Annotated in this window: 14 protein-coding genes, 1 other RNA gene and 1 pseudogene; 7 read left to right on the forward strand and 9 right to left on the reverse strand. The window is 65.9% G+C overall.

Annotated features, from left to right (window positions below; translation table 11 throughout):
• Positions 1-252: 252 nt before the first annotated feature.
• The 6 genes from ACD584_RS08085 to ACD584_RS08110 all read right to left on the reverse strand — a co-directional run bounded on the left by ACD584_RS08085 (position 253) and on the right by ACD584_RS08110 (position 12,782).
• Positions 253-2,121 (reverse strand): methyl-accepting chemotaxis protein, encoded by a 1,869-nt coding sequence (locus ACD584_RS08085; RefSeq protein ID WP_076037043.1) that lies wholly within the window; start codon positions 2,119-2,121, stop codon positions 253-255.
• 526 nt (positions 2,122-2,647) lie between these two features.
• Positions 2,648-5,083 (reverse strand): glucose/quinate/shikimate family membrane-bound PQQ-dependent dehydrogenase, encoded by a 2,436-nt coding sequence (locus ACD584_RS08090; RefSeq protein WP_175611859.1) that lies wholly within the window; start codon positions 5,081-5,083, stop codon positions 2,648-2,650.
• A 920-nt stretch (positions 5,084-6,003) separates the two neighbouring features.
• Complete coding sequence (otsA, locus tag ACD584_RS08095) at positions 6,004-7,371, reverse strand: alpha,alpha-trehalose-phosphate synthase (UDP-forming) (RefSeq protein ID WP_014508687.1); 1,368 nt, start codon at positions 7,369-7,371, stop codon at positions 6,004-6,006.
• Entirely contained in the window at positions 7,368-9,146 is a 1,779-nt protein-coding gene (locus ACD584_RS08100; RefSeq protein ID WP_076037041.1) for a glycoside hydrolase family 15 protein, read from the reverse strand. The genes otsA and ACD584_RS08100 overlap by 4 nt, the downstream gene beginning before the upstream one ends.
• Before the next feature lie 49 nt (positions 9,147-9,195).
• Positions 9,196-9,954, reverse strand: a complete 759-nt coding sequence (gene otsB / locus ACD584_RS08105) for a trehalose-phosphatase (protein ID WP_076037040.1) — start codon at positions 9,952-9,954, stop codon at positions 9,196-9,198.
• Positions 9,955-10,340: 386 nt separating this feature from the next.
• Positions 10,341-12,782, reverse strand: coding sequence for a TonB-dependent siderophore receptor (locus tag ACD584_RS08110; RefSeq protein ID WP_076037039.1), 2,442 nt, complete (start codon positions 12,780-12,782; stop codon positions 10,341-10,343).
• Positions 12,783-12,986: 204 nt separating this feature from the next.
• Between ACD584_RS08110 and ACD584_RS08115 the strand changes: the two genes are divergently transcribed.
• From ACD584_RS08115 to ACD584_RS08130, 4 genes are all read left to right on the forward strand, one after another.
• On the forward strand, positions 12,987-13,460 hold the full coding sequence (locus ACD584_RS08115) for a DUF3574 domain-containing protein (protein ID WP_012437623.1): 474 nt from the start codon (positions 12,987-12,989) through the stop codon (positions 13,458-13,460).
• 23 nt (positions 13,461-13,483) lie between these two features.
• On the forward strand, positions 13,484-14,356 hold the full coding sequence (locus tag ACD584_RS08120; protein WP_076037038.1) for a hypothetical protein: 873 nt from the start codon (positions 13,484-13,486) through the stop codon (positions 14,354-14,356).
• Between the two features lie 137 nt (positions 14,357-14,493).
• A complete protein-coding gene (locus tag ACD584_RS08125; RefSeq protein WP_076037881.1) occupies positions 14,494-16,095 on the forward strand; it encodes a hypothetical protein in 1,602 nt (533 codons plus the stop codon).
• A complete protein-coding gene (locus ACD584_RS08130; protein ID WP_076037037.1) occupies positions 16,092-17,258 on the forward strand; it encodes a lysozyme inhibitor LprI family protein in 1,167 nt (388 codons plus the stop codon). The genes ACD584_RS08125 and ACD584_RS08130 overlap by 4 nt, the downstream gene beginning before the upstream one ends.
• A 241-nt stretch (positions 17,259-17,499) precedes the next feature.
• Here ACD584_RS08130 and ACD584_RS08135 read toward each other — a convergent pair.
• Positions 17,500-17,574, reverse strand: a non-coding RNA gene (locus tag ACD584_RS08135) — sX9 sRNA.
• Between the two features lie 220 nt (positions 17,575-17,794).
• On the opposite strand from ACD584_RS08135, the gene ACD584_RS08140 reads away from it, so the two are divergent.
• Positions 17,795-18,607: a DUF3014 domain-containing protein gene (locus ACD584_RS08140; RefSeq protein WP_076037036.1), complete on the forward strand. Its 813-nt coding sequence runs from the start codon at positions 17,795-17,797 to the stop codon at positions 18,605-18,607.
• Between the two features lie 193 nt (positions 18,608-18,800).
• On the opposite strand, the gene ACD584_RS08145 is transcribed toward ACD584_RS08140, so the two are convergent.
• Both ACD584_RS08145 and ACD584_RS08150 read right to left on the reverse strand, forming a co-directional pair.
• Positions 18,801-19,508: a glutathione S-transferase gene (locus ACD584_RS08145; protein WP_175611667.1), complete on the reverse strand. Its 708-nt coding sequence runs from the start codon at positions 19,506-19,508 to the stop codon at positions 18,801-18,803.
• Positions 19,509-19,551: 43 nt separating this feature from the next.
• Entirely contained in the window at positions 19,552-19,860 is a 309-nt protein-coding gene (locus tag ACD584_RS08150; RefSeq protein ID WP_011038187.1) for a GIY-YIG nuclease family protein, read from the reverse strand.
• A gap of 282 nt (positions 19,861-20,142) precedes the next feature.
• On the opposite strand from ACD584_RS08150, the pseudogene ACD584_RS08155 reads away from it, so the two are divergent.
• Positions 20,143-20,445, forward strand: a pseudogene (locus tag ACD584_RS08155) (ABC transporter ATP-binding protein); the annotation flags it as partial.
• 154 nt (positions 20,446-20,599) lie between these two features.
• Positions 20,600-23,185 carry an ATP-dependent chaperone ClpB gene (gene clpB, locus ACD584_RS08160; RefSeq protein WP_011038185.1) on the forward strand — a complete coding sequence of 862 codons (2,586 nt, stop codon included), beginning with the start codon at positions 20,600-20,602 and terminating at the stop codon, positions 23,183-23,185.
• The last annotated feature ends 12 nt before the right edge of the window (positions 23,186-23,197 follow it).

The raw sequence follows: 23,197 nt of genomic DNA on the forward strand, positions 1-23,197 counted from the left end.
GATGCCGCCGCGTTGTCGATACGTGCGTAAAACCTGTTCTGCAACGTCTACCGATACCAGTTGGCACACGCGTGCACGCACCATGCGCCGGTCACGCAGTGGCTGCTTTTGATTGCAGCGTACAGAAGGGTTTCGGGCCGCCGTTTTCAACTGCACACATGACGTAGGAGCGCGCTTGCGCGCGATGAGGCGTTACCGGCGAGGCCCCATCGCGCGCAAGCGCGCTCCTACGAATGCAGGTGGTGTGCGGGGTTACGCTGCCGCACTTCCAAAACTGCCGCGTACCACGTTCGAGCTGCCGCGGGTGTCTGATTGCAGGCGGAAGATGGACACCGCATCGGCCAGTTCCACTGCCTGTTCTTCCAGGCTGCGCGCGGCGGCGGTGGCTTCTTCCACCAGGGCGGCGTTGCGCTGGGTCACTTCGTCCAGCTGCGCCACGGTGCGGTTGACCTGCTCGATGCCGCTGGATTGTTCGGCGCTGGCCGAGGTGATCTCGCTCATGATGTCGGTGACGTGCTTCACCGAGCCGACGATCTCGCGCATGGTCGCGCCGGCGCGGTGCACCAGACCCGAGCCCAGTTCCACCTTGTCGGTGGAGTCGGCGATCAACGATTTGATCTCCTTGGCCGCATCGGCCGAACGTCGCGCCAGGGCGCGCACTTCCGAGGCCACCACCGCGAAGCCGCGGCCCTGTTCGCCGGCGCGCGCCGCTTCCACCGCGGCGTTGAGCGCCAGGATGTTGGTCTGGAACGCGATGCCGTCGATGACGCCGATGATCTCGCCGATCTTGCGCGAGGCAGTGCTGATCTGGCTCATGGTGGACACCACATCGTCCATCACCTGGCCACCGTTCTGCGCCACTTCGCCGGTGCCCAGCACCAGCTTGTTGGCCTGCTGCGCGCTGTCGGCGTTCTGCTTCACGGTGGAGGTGAGTTCTTCCATGGAGCTTGCGGTTTCTTCCAGGCTGGCGGCCTGTTGTTCGGTGCGTTCGGACAGATCGGTGTTGCCGGCAGCGATTTCCACCGCAGCGCGGCGAATGGTGTCCGACGCGGTCTGGATGCCGCCGATGATTTCGGTCAGGCGGATCACGGTCTGGTTGGTGTCGTCACGCAGGCGCGCGAAAATGCCATGCGCATCGCCATCCACGCGCTGGGTGAGGTCACCCTCGGCCAGCGCGCTGATCACGCGCGCCAACGCGGCCAGATGCGTTTCCACCGAGTCGTAGATGCGGTTGATGCCTTGCGCCAGCGACAGCAGCACGCCGTCCATGCCGTCCATCTGCATGCGGCGGCTGAAATCGCCCGCTGCCGCGGCATCGATGATCTCGATCAGCGCCTGCTCGGCGTTGACCTGCGCGGTGACATCCATCCACTGCGCGATGGTGCCGAGCTTGGTGCCGTCGGCGGCAATGATCGGGCTGTAGACGAAGTCGATCTGGCGGCCGAAGAACGGCGCACGCACGGCCTTGGAGGCGGTGAGCGCACGCATGCGGTCGATGGCGGCCTGGCTGTCCGGATAGATGTCGCCGATGCTGCCGCCGACGAAGCCTTCGGCATGGAAGCTGGGGCGGAAGCTCTGCACGTCCGGCTCGATCAGCTTGAGCATCTTGAGCAGTTTGCGGTTGGCGAACAGCACCTGGCCGTCGTCATCGGCGATGCGGATCATGGTGTCCAGATCGTCCAGCGCCTTGATCACGAACTGGCCGTGGCGCAGGCCTTGCTCCATCACGTCGAGGCGGATGGCGAGCTTGTCCTGGGTGGCTTGCAGGGTGCGCAGCAACGGCGCGAGTTCGCCGCTGGCGCTGCGCGCGTCCAGGCGCTGGAAGCGGCCTTCGCCGATGGCGGCAATGGCGGTGACTGCCTGGTCGAGCTGGGCGGCAGTGCGCCGGCGCGACCACCACCACAGCCCCGCACTGGCGGCGCCGAGCACCAGCAGTGCCGGTAGCAGCGTGCCCAGGCTGTGCCAGAAGCCACCGGGCATGGCCGTGGCGGCGTAGACGGCAAGCAGGATCAGCAACGCGGCCTGCGCGGCGGCCGGCAACCAGGCTGTCCAGGTGGCACGCGCAACGTTCCGGCCGGTGGGCGGAGGAGAGGCGGGTGCGGCATCGAGGGTAGGCAACATAGGCTGGTGTCCGACTGGTGTTCTGGGTGGGGAGCGCGTCCGGCAGTGTGTAGCTGCAAGGGGGTATCGGCGGCCGGGCCCGAATCATGACGGTGTGAAGGCGCCGTTCGTCGGAATCAGCACGCCGGCACCCTAAAAATGCCGATGTGCTTGATTTGGAAGCGGTTTCAGTCCTGAGGGAGGGTTGGGCGCTCCCGGCGATTTCCTGACGAAGCGCACATTTATTTGTTATTGAAATGTGAAATTTCGGCCTGCCCGACAGTGCAGGGGTTCAAGACGAAGGGTGCAGCCTGCGCTCCGTATCCCAGGCAGGAACCCCCGCGATGGCGAGGCTGGGCCGATCGCCGCTGCCGCATCGCAGCTCGCCCCGCGGGCAATGGCGTGCGCTAACTCGCTGTGATTCGCTTGCGGCCGCACGCACGACGCGGCGGGAAGTGCCCCTCGGAGCGCGGCGCTCTTCAGGCACGCACAAAAAAACCGGCCGTCTCGCGACGGCCGGTTCAACGTCACTGCACAACCTCAGACGTTATTTGGCGCTGGCGGCCGCGTCGTCGGGCAGTGCCCAGGCAATGACGCTGTCGCCGGACTTGGTTTCCATGCGGTCATGGCCACCCACCGCGGCAACGATGTACTGCTTGCCATCGATGGTGTAGCTCAGCGGCGCGGCCTGCGGGCCCGCCGGCACGCGGGTCTCCCAGACCTGCTTGCCGGTGCGGGTGTCAAAGCCGCGGATGAAGTTGTCCAGGCTGGCACCGATGAAGGTGACGCCGCCGGCAGTGGCCAGCGAGCCGCTGTTGTTCGGGGTGCCGATCTCGAACTTGGTCTTGGACGGGATGCCCATCGGGCCCTGGTCGTAACCGGTGCCCAGCGGACGGCGCCAGATCACCTGCTGCGTGCGCAGATCCACGCCGGAGATATAGCCCCACGGCGGTGCCACGCACGGCGTGTTGAGCGGCGACATCCACGGCTCCTTGCGCGCGCCATAGGCCAGGCCTTCCTGCGCCATGTAGCCCTTGGTCTTGCTGCTGCCGTTGAACACCGACACCACGCCCAGCTCGTTCATCACCGTGCGCGGGTAGACGTGCTCGGTATAGGGCAGGCGATTGCTGTTCATCACCATGATGCCGCGCTGCAGATCGACCGACACGCCGCCCCAGTTGATGCCGCCATGGTTGCCGGTGAACGACAGCGAGCCCTGCAGGCTGGGCGGGGTGAACATGCCTTCGTACCGCAGCTTCTTGAACTCGATGCGGCAGGCGAGCTGGTCGAACGGGGTCATGCCCCACGCGTCAGATTCAACGATGGTCTCGTAGTCACGGCTGGGCGCACCCACGGTGTTGGGCATGCCCGGCGACACCGGCTGGGTGGATGCGGTCCAGTCGCCATGGTCGGTGCCCTGCGGCACGGCGATCTGCTTGACCGGCATGATCGGCTGGCCGGTGGCCCGGTCGAGCACGAACACCTGGCCGGACTTGGTGGCCTGGATCACGGCGGGGCGGGTGCCACCGCCGGCAACCGGCCAATCAACCAGGTTCGGCTGCGGGCCGATGTCGTAGTCCCACAGGTCGTGATTGACGGTGCGGAAGTGCCAGCGCTCCTTGCCGGTTGCCGCATCCACGGCCACCAGCGAGGCGGTGTATTCCTCTTCCTGCGGGGTACGGCCCTTGCCGAAGAAGTCGCCGGCAGCGTTGCCGGTGGGCAGGTACACCAGCCCCAGCTCGTCATCGGCGGCCATCAGCGACCACACGTTCGGGGTGGAGCGGGTATAGGTCTGGCCGGCCGGCGGTTCGGCGGTGATGGCCGGGTTGCCCAGATCCCAGGCCCAGCGCAGCTGGCCGGTGAGCGCGTCGAAGCCGCGCACCACGCCGGACGGCGCATCGCGTTCCTGACCGTCGCGCACCTGCCCGGTGGGCTGGATCACCACACCGCGCATGACCACCGGCGGCGAGGTCGGGCCGACGAAGCCCGGCTTGGTGTTGCCGGTGCCGGCATTGAGGTCCACATAGCCGTTGTTACCGAAGCTGGCGCAGAGCTTGCCGGTCTGCGCATCCAGCGCACCCAGGCGGCCATCGACCATCGGCCAGAAGATCCGCGTCGGGCACTCGGCGGTGCCTTCCGGCGCCTGGTAGTACGACACGCCACGGCACGTGGTGGCAGCCACGCCGGCCATCGCCTTCGGATTGGTCTGCGGGTCGAAGCGCCAGCGCTCCTTGCCGTTGGCCGCCTCCACCGCGATCACCTTCTGGGTCGGGGTGCAGATGTAGAGCAGGTCGCCGACCTTGAGCGGGGTGTTCTGGAACGCATAGCCCAGCTTGGAATCCTTCGGCTTGAGATCGCCGGTATGGAATTCCCAGGCCACCTTGAGGCCCTTGACGTTCTCCGGCGTGATCTGCGCGCCGGGGGTGTAATGGTTGGACAGGTTGGAACCGGCGTAGGCGGTCCAGTTACTGGCATCGTGGTTGGCCGCCACGTTCCCGTCCGGGCTGGGCACGCTGCCACGGCTGAACGGCGTTGCCGCATCGGCCGGCTGCTTGGATGCATCGGCCAGTTCCACATTGCGCGGCACCAGCAGCGGCCACAGGATCAGCGCCGCACCCAGCACCGGCAGCACGCCGGTGACCACGACATAGCCGGGCCCGGACAACGGCTGCATGCGCCGCCGCGCCACGCCCCAGAACGGCAACAGCACCAGGCCGAGCACCGAGATCCAGGCCAGACGTGGGATCAGGCCCCAGCCATCCAGGCCCACTTCCCACAGCGCCCACACGATGGTGGCCGCCAACGTGGCGCCAAACAGCCACAGGCCAGCGCGTTTGCCCAGTGCCAGCAGCACACCGGCCACCAGCACGGCGATACCGGCGAGCACGTAGTACCAGGAGCCGCCAACGGCCACCAGGCGCCCGCCTTCATAGGCGAGCGCCGCACCAAGCACGGCGAGCACCACGGCATAGGCTACCAACAGCCAAGTGCCGAGCCCGCGTTTAGAGGATTGATCAGTCATTTTGAGTTATCAGGAAGGACCCGGGCACCAAACAAACGGTGCAGGTCGTGGAGGGAGAGAGGCAGCGGACTGGCGAAAGCGGCCGCACCTGGATATGAACGCGCCGCCCCTCCCAGGGTCCTCGGCGCTAATCATGTGAATATTTTAGACCCATCCTTATCCCGTGTCCGTGACGGAATAGGAACCATCGGTCCAACCTGCACACCTGAAGCACACGAAATAGGCAAAAACCAAACGCAATTGCTGATTCGTTGACTGCTAGTCGTTAGTCGCCGGTCGCCTGTGCTGATTGCCGATGCTAGTGACGGTGCCGATTCTTGAATTTCTCTAATCAGCTTCGGTGACGCACACGTAGCTCATATCCGTAGCCTCGCTGTCGCTGTCGCTGTCGCTGTCGCTGTCGCTGTATTGCCCTATTTGCGATTAACACAGCGATCCGTCGCCTGCCAAGCCTGAAACCTTGCTTCGGCAGCGCTGTTCCGCTCTTGCTCTTGCTTCACCCAGTCGCCTTAAAGCAAGCCGAGCACCGCAGCCACGCGTGGCCGAAGAGGTGCCCTTGTCTGAGCGTAGCGAGTTTGGGCGCCGTGCCGCGCGTGGCGAGGAGCGCAGGGCACAGGTGCGGCTTCACCGCACCGGATTGCGTCGGCGACAGCGGTTTTGGTTCCTTTCGCCAAGACAAAAGAAACTCGCGCCGCAGGCGCGAAAGCTCTGCACTTGCATTGTTTTGCCGTGAAGTGCCTTGCATCGAAAGACGCTATCAACAACTCAGCAGCTGAACCCCTGCGCGCAGTCATCTAGGCAACGCTTTCTCACGCTGACGGCGAGAAAATTGCATCAACGCAGTGACGCGAAACGCGACACCGCGCATGAAACAGCCAGACTCAGATATCGGCCAACGCCTGCAAATACCGCTGCCGCCAATGATTGATGTTGTTCTTGCGCAAGTGATCCATCATCGCGTGCCAACGCTCCACCCGCGTTGCCAACGGCATGCTCGCCGCCGTCGCAATCGCATCGGCCACACCATCCAGATCGTGCGGATTGACCAACAGCGCCTCTTTCATCTCATCGGCTGCACCGGCCAGCAACGACAACACCAGCACACCCGGATTCTCCGGATCCTGCGCTGCCACAAATTCCTTGGCGACCAGATTCATGCCATCGCGCAACGGCGTTACCAGGCCCACGGCCGCAGCGCGATAAAACCCCGTCAACGTGGCATGGCTGAAGTTCTGGTTGACGTAACGCAGCGGCGTCCAATCCGGCTCCGCATGACCACCGTTGATATGTCCGGCGATCTGCTCAAGCTGCCCGCGCAGCTGGCGATATTCGTTGACGTCGCCGCGCGAGACCGGTGCAATCTGCAGATAGGTGAGGCTGCCGGATTGATCCGGATAGCGCTCCAGATAACGCTCAAAGCCCTGGAAGCGCTCGGGCAGACCCTTGGAATAATCCAGGCGATCCACGCCGATCGCGAGCTGGCGCCCGCGCAGGCTTTCGCGAAGATCGCGCACTGCCTGCTTGGAGACCGACGCCTTGGCCTGATTGGCAATCAGATCGGTGTCGATGCCGATCGGGAACGCAGCAGCGCTGAAGCGGCGCCCACCCGGGCCTTCCACCAGATCGCCCTCCAGCACGCGCCCGCCACCGAACAGGCGCACATACGCCTTGAAGCGTTCGGCATCGCGCTGGGTCTGGAAGCCGACCAGGTCGTACGCGTAGAACGTGCTGAACAAGCGCGCGTGATCCGGCATCGCCTGCATCAAGTCGGCCGACGGCATCGGCACATGCAGGAAGAAGCCCATCTTGCAGCCCACACCGAGCTCGCGCAGCATCGCGCCGAGCGGAATCATGTGGTAATCGTGGATCCACAACGTGTCGCTGTCCTTGAGCAAGGGCGCCAGCTTCTCGGCGAACAGGCGATTGACGCGCATGTAGCCTTCGCGCGTGGCGCGGTCGTAATCGACCAGGTCCAGGCGGAAGTGCAGCAGCGGCCACAGCGTGCGGTTGGCAAAGCCGTTGTAGTAGGAATCGATGTCGCGCTTGTTGAGGTCCATGGTGACGAACTTGATGTCACCGTCGGTCTGCTCGTGCATGCCTCCGCTGTCGCCGCGCACGGTCTTGCCGCTCCAGCCGAACCACACCCCGCCGCGCTCCTTCAGCGCCGCCAACAAGCCCACTGCCAGGCCGCCGGCACGGCTTTCGCCAGGCACGGCCACACGATTGGATACCACCACCAGACGACTCATGACGCCTCCTGCCAACTCCGCGACAAGCGCATTGCTGCAATGATCAAGCCCACATGCGAATAGGTCTGGGGGAAATTGCCCCAGGCTTCGCCGTTTTCAAACGATAGGTCTTCAGAGAGCAAGCCGAGGTGATTACGGCGCGAAAGGATGCGCTCGAACAATTCACGCGCCTCGTCCTTGCGCCCGATCGCGGCCAGCGCGTCGATGTACCAGAACGTGCAGATGGTGAAGCTGGTTTCCGGCTCACCGAAGTCATCCGGTGCGATGTAGCGGTACAGCGCATCGCCATGCTTGAGCACGCGGCCGACAGCCTCGACCGTGTGCACAAAGCGCGGGTCGTCGTTGGCCACGATGCCGATGTCGGCCAGCAGCAACAGCGAGGCGTCCAGGCGATGGCCACCCAGGGTGTCGGTGAAATGGCCGTGTTCGTCGCTCCACGCCTCTGCCAGCACGCGTTCGCGGATGGTGTCGGCGCGCTCGCGCCAGTACACGCTGCGATCGTCCAGCGCGAGCCGTTCGGCGATCTTCGACAACCGGTCGCAGGCCGCCCAGCACATCGCCGCAGTGTAAGTGTGCACCTCGGCGCGGCCGCGGAATTCCCACAGGCCGGCATCCGGCACGTTGTGCAGGGCAAAGGCACGCTCGCCCAAGGGTTCGAGCTTGCGGAACGTGGACGCGTCACCCTGATCTTTGAGGCGCAGGTCGAAGAACAACTGCGTGGAGGCCAGCACCACGCTGCCGTAAACATCGTGCTGCTTCTGGATCCAGGCCAGGTTGCCGCGACGCACCGGGCCCATGCCGCGGTAGCCGTCCATGGTGTCGACTTCGTGCTCTTCCAGCTGCGATTCGAAGCCGATGCCGTACAGCGGCTGCATGGTGCCGTCGGTGGTGGCAATGTTGAAGATGTAGCCGATGAACTGCTCCATCGTGCGCGTGGCGCCCAGGCGATTGAGCGCACGCACCACGAAGGCGGCGTCGCGCAGCCAGCAATAGCGGTAGTCCCAGTTGCGCGGTGTGTTGGGCGCTTCCGGTATCGAGGTGGTCATTGCCGCGATGATTGCGCCACTGTCTTCGTACTGGCAGAGCTTGAGCGTGATCGCACTGCGGATCACCGCTTCCTGCCAGTCCAGCGGAATCGACAGATAGCGCACCCATTCGCGCCAGTACTCTTCGGTGCGTTCCTGCGCTTCCTGCACATAGCCGGTGAGCGAACGGGTGAGCGATTCGTCCACGCCCAGCACCAGGCTGACCGGATGGCTGAGCACGAACGGCAGGCCGTCGCGGACAAAGCGCACCGGCACATCGGTGGTCAGGCGCAGGGTGAAGTCCGGCAGCACCCAGCGGATGTGGTTGCTGCCCCAGGTGGTATCCGGCGTGCGGCCGCCCCAATCGGCCAGCGGGCGTGCGCGCACCACGATGCGCGGGTTGCCGGCCAGTGGGCGGATCTGCCGGATGATGCTCACCGGCCGATAGAAGCGGCCGTTGTTGCGCCAGCGCGGGGCGAAGTCGATCACCTCGACTTCGCCGCCCTTGCTGTCGCGCAGTACCGTGCGCAGCACCGCGGTATTGGGCAGGTAGTGCTGTTCGCTGCTCTCGAAATCCTCGAGCTCCACCGCGAAGTCGCCACCTTCGCCCTTGGGCGAGAGCAGCGAGCAAAACGCAGGGTCACCGTCGAACGCCGGCAGGCAGCTCCACACCACGCGTGCCTGGCGGTCCACCAGTGCACCAAAACTGCAATTGCCGATGACGCCCAGATCCAGAGAAGACTCGGTCATGAAATGCGTAACGTCCTGGGGGAAAAACGATGGGGAGCGCGTAACGCGCTCACGCGGTGTGCGCGTTGCGCTGCAACCAGGCATGCACGGCGGCGGTGCCCGACACGCGGAAACGTGCGTCGGTCTGGGCGCGGTCGCCGACCAGCACGCTCCAGCCGCCGAGGCGATTGGCCGCCTGGAAACCGAATTCGTCGGTGAGATCGTCGCCGACAAATACCGGCGTGCGGCCCGCAAATGCCGGCTGCTGCATCAGCTGCTCGACCGCCAGGCCCTTGTTGCTTCCTTCGGGAACAAATTCAACGACGTGATCGCCGGGCTGCAGGCGGTAACCGGAAAGTTGCGCGATTTCCTGTTGTGCGAAGGCGAGTACGTCGGGGCCGGCAAGTGGTTGCGCGCGCCAATGCAGCGCGACGCTGACGCCTTTGTCTTCGACCAGCACGCCAGGATGTTGATGCGTGAGTGCAGCGGCGCGTTTATGCAAGCCGTGCAACCACTCGGACGTGTCTTGCGGCATCGCGGCACGTGCAGCGATATCGCTGCGGAGTTCATGTCCGTGCAGGCCGGCGGCTGGTAGCAGCAGCGGTGCGAACAAGGCGTCCAGTTGCGACAGCGGTCTGCCGCTGACCAGAGCCACTGCGCCGTTGAAGCGATCGCTCAGACGCTCGATCGCCGCGCGGACCTCGGGCAAGAGCCGCACAGCCTCGGGCCTGTCGGCAAAGTCGATCAGGGTGCCGTCCACGTCCAGGAACAATGCGCAGGCATCGTCCAGCAATGGCGGCGACGGAAGGGGGGAATGCAAGTCTGCCATCGCGCTAGTGTGCGCAAAGCGATGTGATATTCAGGTTATGCAACGGCGACTGCCATCCCTTCTCCCCTCGGGAGAAGGTGCCCCGCAGGGGCGGATGAGGGTACGGGCAAAGCCTCGTGCAGTTGGAACGCCACGAGGGCTTCGCTCCGTACCCTCACCCCAACCCCTCTCCCGCAGGAGAGGGGCTAAAGCGGTAGCCTCGGTGTTCTCCCTTCTCCCCTCGGGAGAAGGTGCCCCGCAGGGGCGGATGAGGGTACGGGCAAAGCCTCGTGCGGTTGGAATGCCACGAGGGCTTCGCTCCTTACCCTCACCCCAACCCCTCTCCCGCAGGAGAGGGGCTGAAGCAGTCTCTCTGAGGAGAGAGGTCTCAAGCTCTTCGCTTTCGCTCAGAAGCTATACCGCACCCGTCCATACCAGTACGTGCCATTGCTGCCGATCGGCGAGAGCACGTCGTAGGGCAGGTTGCCGAAGTAGGCGATGTCGTCGATGGAGCGGTCCGAGTAGTTGTCCAGGATGTTCTGGCCGCCGATCGCCAGCGTCCATTGCGTGCCCAGGCGGTATTCGGCTTCCAGGTCCAGCTGCCATTCCGCGCCATAGGTCTGGCGCGGCACGAAGCCGTCACCGAAGTCGAACACGCGGGTGGCGCTGCCGTAGCGGTTGACGCGGCTCTGCAGGTTCCAGTGCTCGTTGCTCCAGTTGGCGGCGAGCGAGGCGCGGGTGCGCGGGGCTGCATCGGTGAGCGTGTTGCTCTCTTCCACGCCGAACAGCACGTAGTCCGGATCCAGCGCCAGCAGTTGCGACGGCGTGGCGATGACGTTCTTCAACTCGGTCTTGGCGTAGCTGTAGGTGCCGGTCAGCAGCAGATCGCCGCCGAAGGCGTACTGGCGCCAGTTGGCGACCAGCTCGGCGCCGCGGGTGCGGGTGTCGGCGGCGTTGAGGAAGTAGCTGGCGCTCTGCACGCCGGTGACGCCGAAGTTCTGCTGCACGAAATCGGTGAGGCTGCTGCCGGTGATGTCTTCGGACAGCGCAATGCGGTCGTCGATATCGATCTGGAAGAAGTCCAGCGACAGGTCGAAGTGATCGCCCAGCTTGCTGGTAAAACCCAGGCTGGCGCTGATCGACTTTTCCGGCTTCAAATCGGTGGCACCGAGCGCGCGGGCGATCGGGTTGTTGACCGACAGCAGGCGGCCCTGGGTCAGGCGGCCCGCGGCGTCGTAGCCGGTGGAGGTAGCTTCGTAGCCGATCTGGCTCAGCGAGGGCGCACGCACGTTGTTGGAGACCGCACCGCGCAGCGCGAATGCCGGCGCGAAGGCGTAGCGTGCGGCCAGCTTGCCGGTCCACTGGCTGCCGAAATCCTGGTAGTGCTCGTAGCGGCCGGCCAGATCGGTGGAGAACTTGTCGCCGAACTGGCTGGACACGTTGGCGTAGACGCTGGCCACATTGCGCGACAGGTCGGCTTCGTCCTGCGGAGTGAGCCCGCCGCCGGCCTGCGAGCCGGTGGGGCGATCGGTGAACGGGCCGGCCGCGTAGCTGGCCGGGTCGCCGGCATGCGTGCGGTACTGCTCACGGCGGAATTCGGCGCCGGTGCCGAAGGTGTGGGTGGCACCGGCAGCATCGAACACGCGGGTCAAATCGAAATTGCCCACGGTCTGCGCAAAGGCGAAATCACCGGTCTTGAAGCGCGTGGTGCTGCCCGGGCCGAGCGAGGCGTTGAGCGAGTTGCGCAGCCGGTAGGTGAAGTCGTTGCGGCCGTAATCCAGGCTGGCGTCGTAGTCCCAGTCGCCCCATTGCCCGCGGGCGCCGGCCACGATCTGCAGGTCGCGGTTTTCGCCTTCGGAAATCGGGCGGTAGCCGTTGGGGTAGATCTCGCGCCAGTTGGCGCTGCTGTCCGGGTAACGGAAGTAATTGGCGCCTTCGGTGTCGCGCTGGTTGTAGGTACCGAAGGCGTAGAACTCGCCGGTGGCACTGAACGGAATCTTGGTGTTGAGCCAGGCGTTCAGGCCCTTGGTGGCGCCATCGCCAAGCACGTAATTGCGCTGGCCGGCCAGGGCCAGGTTGGCGGGGGTCTGTTCTTCGAACGGCGGAATCTGATCGAAGCCGGCGCGGTTGGTGGCCTCGCGGTTCTTCAGCTCCAGGCCCACCTTGAAGAAGCCACCGTCATCGCCGAGCAGCGTGCCGACCTTGGCGCTGGCGTAGCTGGTCTGGCCATCGGTGACGCGCCGATTGATCGGCTCCACATCGGTGTTGTACGCACCGAAGCTGGCTTCCAGTTCACCGCGCTCGGGGTTGTCGTCCAGGATGACATTGATGACCCCGGCGATGGCATCGGAGCCGTATTGCGCGCCGGCGCCGTCGCGCAGCACTTCGATGCGCTTGATGGCGTTGATCGGGATGGAATTGAAATCCACCGGCGTGGTGCCCTTGCCGATCTTGCTGTCGGTGTTGACCAGTGCCGAGGTGTGGCGGCGCTTGCCGTTGACCAGCACCAGCACCTGGTCGGGCGAGAGCCCGCGCAGCTGTGCGGCGCGGATATGGTCGGCGCCGCCGGAGTTGGACTGGCGCGGGAAGTTGAACGAGGGCAGCAGCGCCTGCAGCGCGCTGCCCAGTTCACCGTTGACCACGCCGGCCTTGCGGATGTCCTCGGCGGTGAGCACGTCCACCGGCACTGTGGATTCGAGCACGGTGCGGTCGCTGGCACGGGTGCCGGTGACGATCACCGTGTCCAGCGTGGTGGCGCCGGGCGCGGCTTGCTGGGCCTGGGCCTGGGCGTTGGCGCTGAGGACGGCGGCCACGGCCAGGCCGATAACCGAAAGGGTGGGGCGGGTCATGCTGTCTCCTGAAATACGGCGGGCCGCCGCGCGTCGGCATCCGGCCGCGCTGGCGTGCAAGGTGGGGGCCGGGAGTGTTCCACTTCCATCCGGATGGAGAGATATTATCGTGTTGTTCAGGCCGGCGCGAGATGGCACAGTGCCCCCGCGCCGGCATGAGCTGATATCCCGCCTGCATGAGCCGGCCCCCGCCTGGAGAGATTGATGAAGTTGTTGCCGTCCTGCCTGTTCGCCGCCGTGTTGGCGTTGTCTGCCTGCGCCACCACGCCGGGGCACGCGCCGGCCTCCACCACCGCCAGCCTGCAGGGCGATGCCGCGCGCCCGGCGGCAGCGCGGGGCTGGGTGCGGAGCGAGCTGTATTTTGGAGTGGGCGAGGAAACCGGCCCGGCCGACCGCCCGCAGACCCGCACCATCAGCGACGCGCAGTGGCGCGCGTTTTTGGACAAGGAAGTAACCCCGCGCTTTCCGGACGGGCTCACCGTGTTCGACGCCTACGGCCAGTGGCTGTTCCGCGGCGCCAAGGAACCGAACCGGCTCGGCACCAAGGTGCTGGTGATCCTGCACGAAGACAGCCCGCAGCGGCGCAACGACATCGAGGCGATCCGCCTGGCGTGGAAGCAGGCCACCGGTCACCAGTCGGTGCTGTGGGCGCGGCAGCCGGTGGACGTGTCGTTCTGAGCCGGATCCCTGCGGGCAGCCGCATGCGCCGCCGCTGGCAGGCGCCACACCTCCGCACCGTGGCGAGCAGCAGTGTGCTCGCCGCAGCCGCGCTGCTCATGTGCGCCGCGTCGGCACGCGACACCCACGTGCAACTGACGCTCGATGCGCACACCCGCGCCACTGCCAGCCTGGTGGGCACGCGCCTGCATGTGGTGCTGGCGCCCGGCGGCCAGGAACAATGGCTGGACGCGGACCTGGACGAAGGCGAAGCCACCGGCAGCATCCGTAGCGACGATTACAACTTCGACGGTCATCCGGATCTGGCGGTGACCGTGATGCTCGGGCAGGTCAACGAAGCCACGCGGGTGTTCCTGTATGACCCGGCGCAGCGGCAGTTTCGCCTGCTGACCGCGCCCACGCGCCCGCAGGTGCAATGCGCAGGGTTCTGGAATCTCACCCCGGACCCGCAGCAGCGCAGCCTGAGCAGCTCCTGCCGCAGCGGGCCAATGTGGTACGCGGACGTGTATCGCTACGACGCCGCTGGGCGCCTGTATGTGTCCACCACCCAGCAGCCGATTGCCGCGCAGGCGATCCTGGATGTGCTGGGCCCGGGCACCGAAGAGGGCATGCCGTTTTCGGTGTGGCCGCGTTTCGATGCGCGGGGTGCAGTGATCGGCACGGAGATCGGCCAGAGCCTGGAAGCGCCCCGGCCTGCCACATTTCAGGTGCAGGTGCCGCGCTTGCCGCTGTATGCCACGCCCACCGCGACCACCACGCGGCGCTATCTGATCGAGGGCGATCGCCTCGAAGCGCTGGACGTGAGCACGGACCAGACCCGCCTGCAGGTGCGGTTTCGCAGTGCCGGCCATGCGGAGAGCACTGGCTGGATCCGCGCCGACCAGGCCATGCCCTGAGTCATCGCGTGCATCGGGATGCCGCCGCAGGCGGTCCTCAGCGGCGGCGCTGCAGCAGCACGCTCTGATCCACCGCGCCGCTGTCGCGCATGCGGGGCAGCGGCTACCATCGCCTGTCCCCACGCATCCTGGCTCCCATGTCGGCCCCTTCCTCGCGTACTGCGGCATCGCCGCGCTGGTTCGTCTCCGGCGACCTCAATGGCTTCTTCGGCCTGGTGGTCGACAATCTCTCCATCCTCGGCTTCATCGCGATGGCGTTGATCGGCCTGTTCCAGTTCCCGCCCGACGTGGTGTACGGCCGCATGTTCCCCGGCACCGCATTCGGCGTGCTGGTGGGCAATTTGCTCTACACCCTGATGGCGCGTCGCCTCGCCCGGCGCACCGGTCGTGACGACGTCACCGCCATGCCGCTGGGCCTGGATGCGCCCACCAGCATCGGCATGGCGCTATTGGTGCTGGGCCCGGCGTTTGCCGGCTTCAAGGCGCAGGGACTGGACCCGCAGGCCGCGGCGATCGCCACCTGGAAACTGGGCATGGCCGCGCTGGTGGTGATGGGGCTGCTCAAGCTGGTGCTGTCGTTTGTTGGCGAAGCGGTTACGCGCGCGCTGCCACGCGCCGCATTGCTGGGTTCCATCGCCGGCATCGCGCTGGTGCTCATGGGCTTGTTGCCGCTGCTGGAAACCCTGCGCTCGCCGGTGGCCGGCTTCGTCACCCTGGGCTTGTTGCTGTATGTGCTGCTGGCCAAGGGCCGCCTGCCGATCAAGTTGCCCGGGGTGCTGGTGGCCTTCGTGATCGGCACGGCGCTGTACTACGGCCTGGGGCTGGCCGGCCTGGGGGCGCCTGGATTCGCGGTCCCGGCCTGGGTGGCGCCCCAGGTGGTGCTGCCGCTGCCGAATCTGGGCTTCATCGATGGCCTGCCGTCCACCTTGCCGTATCTGCCGTTGCTGCTGCCGTTTGGCCTGTTGATGGTGGTGGGCGGCATCAACGTGAGCGAAAGCGCGCGTGCGGCCGGCGATGATTACCGCACCCGCGACATCCTGCTGGTGGAGGCACTGGCCACGCTGGTGGCCGGCGTCTGCGGCGGTGTGGCGCAGACCACGCCGTACATCGGCCAACCTGCTTACAAGCACATGGGCGCACGCACCGGCTACACGCTGCTGACCGGGTTGTTCGTCGGCATCGGCGGCATGCTCGGCATCATCAGCGGGTTGGTGCAGTGGCTGCCGTTGGCGGTGCTGGCGCCGATCATCGTGTACGTGTCGATCGACATCACCACGCAGGCCTTCCAGGCCACGCCGAAGCAGCACGCCGGTGCGATGGTGCTGGGCTTTTTGCCATCGGTGGCCTACCTGCTGGCAATCAAGGCGCCGATCTGGATCGCGCCGGAGCAACTGGTGGCGCTGACCACCAAGGTCGACAGCCATGGCCTGCCGGAACTGGCCGTGGTCTTCGCGCTGGGCAATGGCTTCATCATCACCGCGATGTTGTGGATTGCGGCGGTGGTGGCGATGATCGACGGCAGGCTGCGGCGCGGCGCGGTGTTCCTGCTGGTCGCGGCCGGGCTGACTTTGTTCGGGTTGATCCACTCGGTGGACCCGCGCGGCGGCATCTATCTGCCCTGGTCGCTGCAGGGCCTGGCGCGTGTGATCAGCTGGCAATTCGTGGGTGCGTATGTGGCGCTGGCGGCAACGCTGCTGCTGCTGTCGCTGCTGCCGGCACGTAAAGAGACGCTGGCATGAACCGGCACGCGCACGCGCTGCGCGTGGTGCTGGCCGGTGCGGCGTTGCTGGCCAGCGGTGGCGCGTGGTCTGCATCGTTCGACTGTGCGCGCGCAAGCACGGCGGTGGAACAACGCCTGTGTGCGGTGAAGGCGCTGGGCCTGCTCGACGAACGCCTGGATGCGTCCTATCAGGAACTGCTGCAGACCACGCCGCGCAGCGCGGTGGCCGCTGTGCGCGAGCAGCAACGCGCCTGGCTGCGGCAGCGCAATGCCTGCGCGCAGAACGCCACACCGGACGACTGCCTGCAGCGCAGCCTCAGTGCCAGGGCCGATGCGCTGGACACGGCGCTGGCCGCGCAACAACAGGCCCTGGACCGCATCATTGCCAGCATCCCGAGCGCACCGGCTGCGGCGGCGCGTCAATTGCAGGCCTACGACACGCCGCTGGCGTCGGCGTGGTTGGTGTATCTGCATCAATTCGTGCCGGCCGCGGGTGTGGACGCAGCGCTGTCTGCGGCGCGTTTTCAGAGTGCGCGCGCGGCATTGCGCAAGGTCGACAGCTTTGCCGATTCGGTGCTGAACGATGAGGCCACCGGTCCTGACGTGCAGGAACCGGACAAGACACTGACGCTGTTGCGCATGTGGATCGAGCGCAACGACAGCACGCGCCCGTATGTGCATTGCTTCATTTTCAGCACGCTTGGCGAGCCGGCGTACGAGGCGTTCGGCCCGCTGTACGGTTCCACCCGCGACAGCTTCGCGCCGTTGTGCGAGCCGCCGGGCGGCCTGTTCGCGCTGCCGGCCTGGACCCAGCTCGATGCCGCGTTTGCGTCGTTGATCGAATCGATCAGCAAGGACGCCGGCACCATCCGCTACGCCAGCTATGCCGAGTGGGAGGTCATCGCACTGCGTGCGTCGGTGTCGCCATTGCTGTATCTGCAGCCGGCCTTGCGCAAGCGCTATAGCGGCGATCCGGACCAGGCGTTGGCTGCCTGGACCGGCGATGCCAGCGCATGGCCGGCCGACGACCGCAAGGCCGCACGTGCATTGCTGCCGAAGGTGCGTGCCGACACCGCCGCCTGGCTGGTGCGCGAGAAGCATTTGCCGGCCGCACAGGCGCAGCAAGTGGCTGCTGCGATTGTCGCTGCCTGGGTGGACGCACGCCTGGACTTCGACAGCTGAGGCAGCGGCGGCCTGATGCAGCGATCAACCGCGACGGCATGGCGGTTGCGGATGCGCTGGTTGGCCGCGCGCTTTCGTTGCTTGCGGTGACGCACGTGATGGCGGCGAGGCGTAAACGCGGGGCTCGTTTGTTCTTTGCGAGAACCGGCCACCGCTGGCGTGCTGCCGCGCTTGGAGGCCGCATGCAGCCTGCGTGTACCGCAGCTTCCCTGCGGCGTTCGCATGCGCTGGCACTTAGAGCGGCTAACAAAACGTAGCGAGCAGCCGTCAGGTGGGTGCGGACGGCGCGGAGGAACCGGAGTGTACGTGGGTACATGAGGATTCCGAGCACCGGCCGCGCCCGCCTGGCGGCTGCGCAGTAGTTTTGATAGCTGCTCTTATTCACACGATTGAGCAGGCGCGCTTGGCTGCGCATGGCGGCTGCTGCGCTGCGCAGATGCGCGTGCAGCAGCCCAGACGCGTGCAGCAATCGATGGAACCACCGCGCGATCGCATGGTCACACCTTGGTGTGTTGTCGATTTCTAGGAGTTCCCTGATGCAATCCAGACCTTCGCGCTGGCCGTGGCTGCTGGCGATTCCGGTCGTGATCGGTGCCGGGTGGTGGCTGTTCCGCGGCACTGTTGAAGCGCCCAGTGCGGCTTCCACGCCCAAGCCCACAGCCGTGGCGGCCGCGGCGCCCACACCGCCCGCGCCCGCTGTCTCCAGCGCGCCACAGCACCCGCTGCCGGCGCACCCGGCCGATGCCGCCGATGCGGCAATTCCGCCACTGGCGAAAAGCGATAGCGCCGCGTGGGAGGCGCTGCACGCGCTGGTGCCCGACGAGGCCGCGCTGGCCATCGTGCTGCGCGATCACCTGATCCAGCGTGCGGTGGTGATGATCGACAACCTCACCCAGCCCAGCATGAGCCGACGTGCCTCGGTGTTGCAGCCGGTGCCCGGTGAATTGCAGGTGGCCGAGGCCGACGGGCGCAGCGTGATCGACACCACCAACGCCACACGTTACGCACCCTACGTGGCCGCGTTCACCGCGCTGGATGCGCAAGCGCTGGTCGCCACGTATGTGCGCTTCTATCCACTGATCCAACAGGCGTATGCGGAGCTGGGCGCGCCGGACCGCTATTTCAATGATCGCCTGATCGCGGTGATCGATCATCTGCTGCTGACCCCGGAAGCGGCGCAGCCGATCGTGGTGGTGAAAGACGAGCGCGGGCGTTACCGCTACGCGAATCCGGCGCTGGAGTCGCTTTCGGTGGGGCAGAAGGCACTGCTGCGGCTTGGCCCGACCCAGGCGGCCGCGGTAAAGGCGCAGTTGCAACGAATCCGTGCGGCGGTGCTGCGCGGGCGGTGAGCGGTATCTAGTCAGGCAGCGCGTCGATCACGCTGCCGAAGACCTGTGCTTAAACACGGCCGCCATCGGCCACATCGGTCGCAGCACGCGCTGGCGCGCGGCGACCGGTGGCGTGCTCGCCTGCTGTAGTGCGCGCCTGTGCTGTGCACACAGCGACGCACACGCGCGACGCTGCGCGATCGCGGCGCCAGCATCACGCCGCATCCAACTCCGGGTAATGCCGGAAGATGCCGTTGGTGTTGAAGGCGACACGGCGTTCCGAGGCCAAGTACGCGGCAATGCGCGGCCGTTGCGCAACGCGCTGCTGCAGCGCCTTCAAGCCCGGAATATCGGTGGCGAGTGTCGCCATCCGCTTGGGGAACATGTATTCCAGGCCGCTGACCAGCTGGAACAACGACAGATCCACATACGAGTGCTCGCGCAGGATGTGGTTGCCGCCGGCGTGTTGCAGCACCTGCTCGAAATAGCCCAGGAACTTCGGCAGCCGGTTTTCGCGCAGGTCCTTGGCGCGTTGCTTGGCGGCGTCTTTCTGGTCTTCGTAATACTGCATGCTGGCGATCGGATGGTGCGTGTCGTGCACCTCGGCCACCAGGTCGGCGATGGTCATCTGCAATTGCAGCGCCTGCAGGCGGCGGGCTTCTGATTCCGGCACCAGCTGCAGCTGCGGGCCGAGGAAATGCAGGATCGCCGCCACCTGTGCCACCACCGTGCGGCCGGCCTTGAGGAAGGGCGGTGCAAACGGGCGCGCGCCGTCTGCGCTGCCGTCCAGGAATGTGTTCATGACCTCGTCGCCTTCGACGCGGGCCACATCGGTGTAGTCGGCACCGGCGTCTTCCAGGGCCAGGCGGACAAATTCGCCGCGGCCCTGCAGGCTGGTCCAATAATAGAGCTGGTAATGCATGCGCTGCTCCAGGAGAAGGCAGGGCAGGCTAGGCAATCAACGGCTAGGCGGGCGTGAGCGGCGTGTCGTCGGGCCGTGACTCGGCAGGCAGCAGGCCCTGTGCCTGCAACCAGGCCAGCTTGCGTGCGCGCGGCTGCTGCTTGAGCAACCACTCCGCGCGTGAAGCGGTGGCCCGGTCCGGATAGGGATGGCTGGCCAGCACCTGCAGCGGCGGATTCGCACGGGTGTAGCGGGCGCCGGTGCCACGCAGATGCGCCTGGAAGCGCCGCTCCAGATCGTTGGTGATCCCGGCGTAGTAGCTGCCATTGCGACAGAGCAGCAGATAGAGGTGCCAGGGCTTGGGTGCATCCATCGGCGCATTATCGCCGCTTCGTGCGCGCTGCACAGCCGCGCGCGCATTGCGTGCGCCGGCGGCAACACAGAGGTTGCGTGCGTGAGCGAATAACCACCAAGCCATTGGTTATTTGACGCCTGTGGTGGTGGCAAACAGCATGCAGGCATCGCGCTGCGCGGCCGAGTCGGCTTGCGCGCCATTGCTGCCGCCATGCCTGGCATGGCGCATCCACAAGGAACTGCATGTTCGTGCGCTACCGGTCCCCGGCCGACTCCACTGCTGCCTCCAGCGTGTTCTCGGCAGCAGCTGATCGTGCAGCTCTGGCGGCAGCATGGCTTCACCCTGGTGCTGGTGACCCACGACGTGGCCGAGGCCAGCGCACTGGCCGACCGCATCGTGGTGATCGAGCACGGCCAGGTCGGTCTGGAGGTGGCGGTGCCCGCGCCGCATCCGCGCCTGCCCGGTGCGCCAGCGGTAGCAGTGATCCAGGCACAGGTCTTGTCGCGTCTGCTGGGGCCGCCGTCGTCCGGTGCCGCCGCGGCGGCAGAGGCGCAACCTGGCGCTGCCTCGCAGGTCGAAAAACCGTTGCGGCGGTTCGCCTAGCGGCCCGTCTGCGGACCCACGCCAGGCCAACAGCGGCGGCGTCACGGCCCGCTGCCAGGGGCGTGGACACAGCGCCCAGCCTTGAAACGCCGCCCGCCAGCCGCATCTGCACGGTATCGCCGGAAACGCCGGCCACCAGTTCAGAGGATTTCTCATGCGGATGGACAAGCTCACCTCGCGGTTCCAGCAGGCGCTGGCCGACGCGCAATCGCTGGCCGTGGGCCGCGACCACAACATCATCGAACCCGTGCACGTGCTGGCCGCCTTGCTCGACCAGAGCGGTGGCAGCACGCGCCCGCTGCTGTCGCAGTCCGGCGTCAACGTGCCGGCACTGCGCGAGCGCCTGGGCGAAGCGCTGGACACCCTGCCCAAGGTGTCCGGGCAGGAAGGCAACCTGTCGATCGGCAACGATCTCAATCGCCTGCTCAACCAGACCGACAAGCTCGCCCAGCAGCACGGCGATGCCTTCATCGCCAGCGAGTGGTTCGTGCTGGCCGCTGCCGACGATGCCAGCCCGCTGGGCGTGGCGCTGCGCGCGGCCGGTGGCGACAAGAAGAAGATCGAAGCGGCCATCGACAAATTGCGCGGTGGCGAAACCGTGCAATCGGAAAATGCCGAGGAACAGCGCCAGGCGCTGGAGAAGTACACCATCGACCTGACCGCGCGCGCGGAGAGCGGCAAGCTCGATCCGGTGATCGGCCGCGATGAAGAAATCCGCCGCACCATCCAGGTGTTGCAGCGGCGCACCAAGAACAACCCGGTGCTGATCGGCGAACCGGGCGTGGGCAAGACCGCCATTGTCGAAGGCCTGGCGCAACGCATCATCAACGGCGAAGTGCCAGAAGGCCTGCGCGGCAAGCGTGTGCTGTCGCTGGACATGGGCGCGCTGATTGCCGGTGCCAAATTCCGCGGCGAATTCGAAGAACGCCTGAAGGCGGTGCTCAGCGACCTGTCCAAGAACGAAGGCCAGATCATCCTGTTCATCGATGAGCTGCACACCATGGTCGGCGCCGGCAAGGCCGATGGCGCGATGGATGCCGGCAACATGCTCAAGCCGGCGTTGGCGCGTGGCGAACTGCATTGCATCGGCGCCACCACGCTGGACGAATACCGCAAATACATCGAAAAAGACGCGGCGCTGGAGCGCCGTTTCCAGAAAGTGTTCGTGGGCGAGCCGACGGTGGAAGACACCATCGCCATCCTGCGCGGCTTGAAGGAGCGCTACGCGGTGCATCACGGCGTGGAGATCACCGACCCGGCGATCGTGGCCGCGGCCACCTTGTCCAACCGCTACATCACCGACCGTCAGTTGCCGGACAAGGCCATCGACCTGATGGATGAAGCCGCATCGCGCATCCGCATGGAGATCGATTCCAAGCCCGAAGAGCTCGACCGCCTGGAGCGCCGCCTGATCCAGCTCAAGATCCAGCGCGAGATGCTCAAGAAGGAAAAGGACGAGGCCTCGCGGCAACGCCTGGCCGATCTGGAAAGCGACATCGACAAGCTCGAACGCGAATTCTCCGACCTCAACGAAGTGTGGAAGTCGGAGAAGGCCGCGCTGCAGGGCACCACCAAGATCAAGGAGCAGATCGAGCACGCCAAGCTGGAGCTGGAAGCGGCGCAGCGTCGCCAGGACTACGCCAAGATGAGCGAGATCCAGTACGGCGTATTGCCGCAGCTGGAAAAGCAGATGCTGCTGGCCAACGAGGTCGAACATCACGACTTCAAGCTGGTGCAGGACCGCGTGACCGCCGAAGAAATCGCCGAGGTGGTGTCGCGTTGGACCGGTATTCCGGTCAACAAGATGCTGGAAGGCGAGCGCGACAAATTGCTGCGCATGGAAGACGAACTGCACCGCCGCGTGGTCGGCCAGGAAGAGGCGATCAAGGTGGTGTCCGATGCGGTGCGCCGCTCGCGTGCCGGCTTGTCCGATCCCAATCGTCCGAGCGGTTCGTTCCTGTTCCTGGGCCCGACCGGCGTGGGCAAGACCGAGCTATGCAAGGCGCTGGCGGATTTCCTGTTCGACAGCACCGAGGCGATGATCCGCATCGACATGAGCGAGTTCATGGAGAAGCATTCGGTCTCGCGCCTGATCGGTGCGCCTCCGGGCTATGTGGGTTACGAGGAAGGCGGCTATCTCACTGAAGCTGTTCGCCGTCGCCCGTATTCGCTGATCCTGCTGGACGAGGTAGAGAAGGCGCACGCCGATGTCTTCAACATCCTGCTGCAGGTGCTTGACGATGGCCGCCTCACCGACGGCCAGGGCCGCACCGTGGACTTCCGTAATACCGTCATCGTGATGACCTCCAACCTGGGCTCGCACCAGATCCAGGAGTTGTCCGGCGACGGCAGCGCCGAGGCCTACACGCAGATGAAGGCGGCGGTGATGGGCGTGGTGCAGGCGCACTTCCGCCCGGAATTCATCAACCGGCTCGACGACATCGTGGTGTTCCATCCGCTGGACAAGGCGCAGATCAAGTCGATCGCGCGCATCCAGTTGCAGGGCCTGGAAAAGCGCCTGGCCGAACGCGGCCTCAAGCTGGACCTGGACGACCCGGCGCTGGAACTGTTGGGCAATGTCGGCTTCGACCCGGTGTATGGTGCGCGCCCGCTGAAGCGCGCGATTCAGTCGCAGGTGGAAAATCCGCTGGCCCAGCAGATTCTCTCCGGCCAGTACACCAGCGGCGACACCGTGCGTGTACGCACCGAAGGTGGGCATCTGGCGTTTACCAAGGGCTGATCCTGAGGTTCA

Origin of the sequence: Xanthomonas sp. NCPPB 2922, from assembly GCF_041520885.1 — a bacterium.
Taxonomy (GTDB): Bacteria; Pseudomonadota; Gammaproteobacteria; order Xanthomonadales; family Xanthomonadaceae; genus Xanthomonas; species Xanthomonas campestris.

Excerpts from the sequence above, each read along its gene's own strand:
- ACD584_RS08085 (WP_076037043.1), bottom strand. The coding sequence starts at position 2,121 with ATGTTGCCTACCCTCGATGCCGCACCCGCCTCTCCTCCGCCCACCGGC.
- otsA (WP_014508687.1), bottom strand. The coding sequence starts at position 7,371 with ATGAGTCGTCTGGTGGTGGTATCCAATCGTGTGGCCGTGCCTGGCGAA.
- ACD584_RS08100 (WP_076037041.1), bottom strand. The coding sequence starts at position 9,146 with ATGACCGAGTCTTCTCTGGATCTGGGCGTCATCGGCAATTGCAGTTTT.
- otsB (WP_076037040.1), bottom strand. The coding sequence starts at position 9,954 with ATGGCAGACTTGCATTCCCCCCTTCCGTCGCCGCCATTGCTGGACGAT.
- ACD584_RS08110 (WP_076037039.1), bottom strand. The coding sequence starts at position 12,782 with ATGACCCGCCCCACCCTTTCGGTTATCGGCCTGGCCGTGGCCGCCGTC.
- ACD584_RS08115 (WP_012437623.1), top strand. The coding sequence starts at position 12,987 with ATGAAGTTGTTGCCGTCCTGCCTGTTCGCCGCCGTGTTGGCGTTGTCT.
- ACD584_RS08120 (WP_076037038.1), top strand. The coding sequence starts at position 13,484 with ATGCGCCGCCGCTGGCAGGCGCCACACCTCCGCACCGTGGCGAGCAGC.
- ACD584_RS08125 (WP_076037881.1), top strand. The coding sequence starts at position 14,494 with ATGTCGGCCCCTTCCTCGCGTACTGCGGCATCGCCGCGCTGGTTCGTC.
- ACD584_RS08130 (WP_076037037.1), top strand. The coding sequence starts at position 16,092 with ATGAACCGGCACGCGCACGCGCTGCGCGTGGTGCTGGCCGGTGCGGCG.
- ACD584_RS08140 (WP_076037036.1), top strand. The coding sequence starts at position 17,795 with ATGCAATCCAGACCTTCGCGCTGGCCGTGGCTGCTGGCGATTCCGGTC.
- ACD584_RS08145 (WP_175611667.1), bottom strand. The coding sequence starts at position 19,508 with ATGCATTACCAGCTCTATTATTGGACCAGCCTGCAGGGCCGCGGCGAA.
- ACD584_RS08150 (WP_011038187.1), bottom strand. The coding sequence starts at position 19,860 with ATGGATGCACCCAAGCCCTGGCACCTCTATCTGCTGCTCTGTCGCAAT.
- clpB (WP_011038185.1), top strand. The coding sequence starts at position 20,600 with ATGCGGATGGACAAGCTCACCTCGCGGTTCCAGCAGGCGCTGGCCGAC.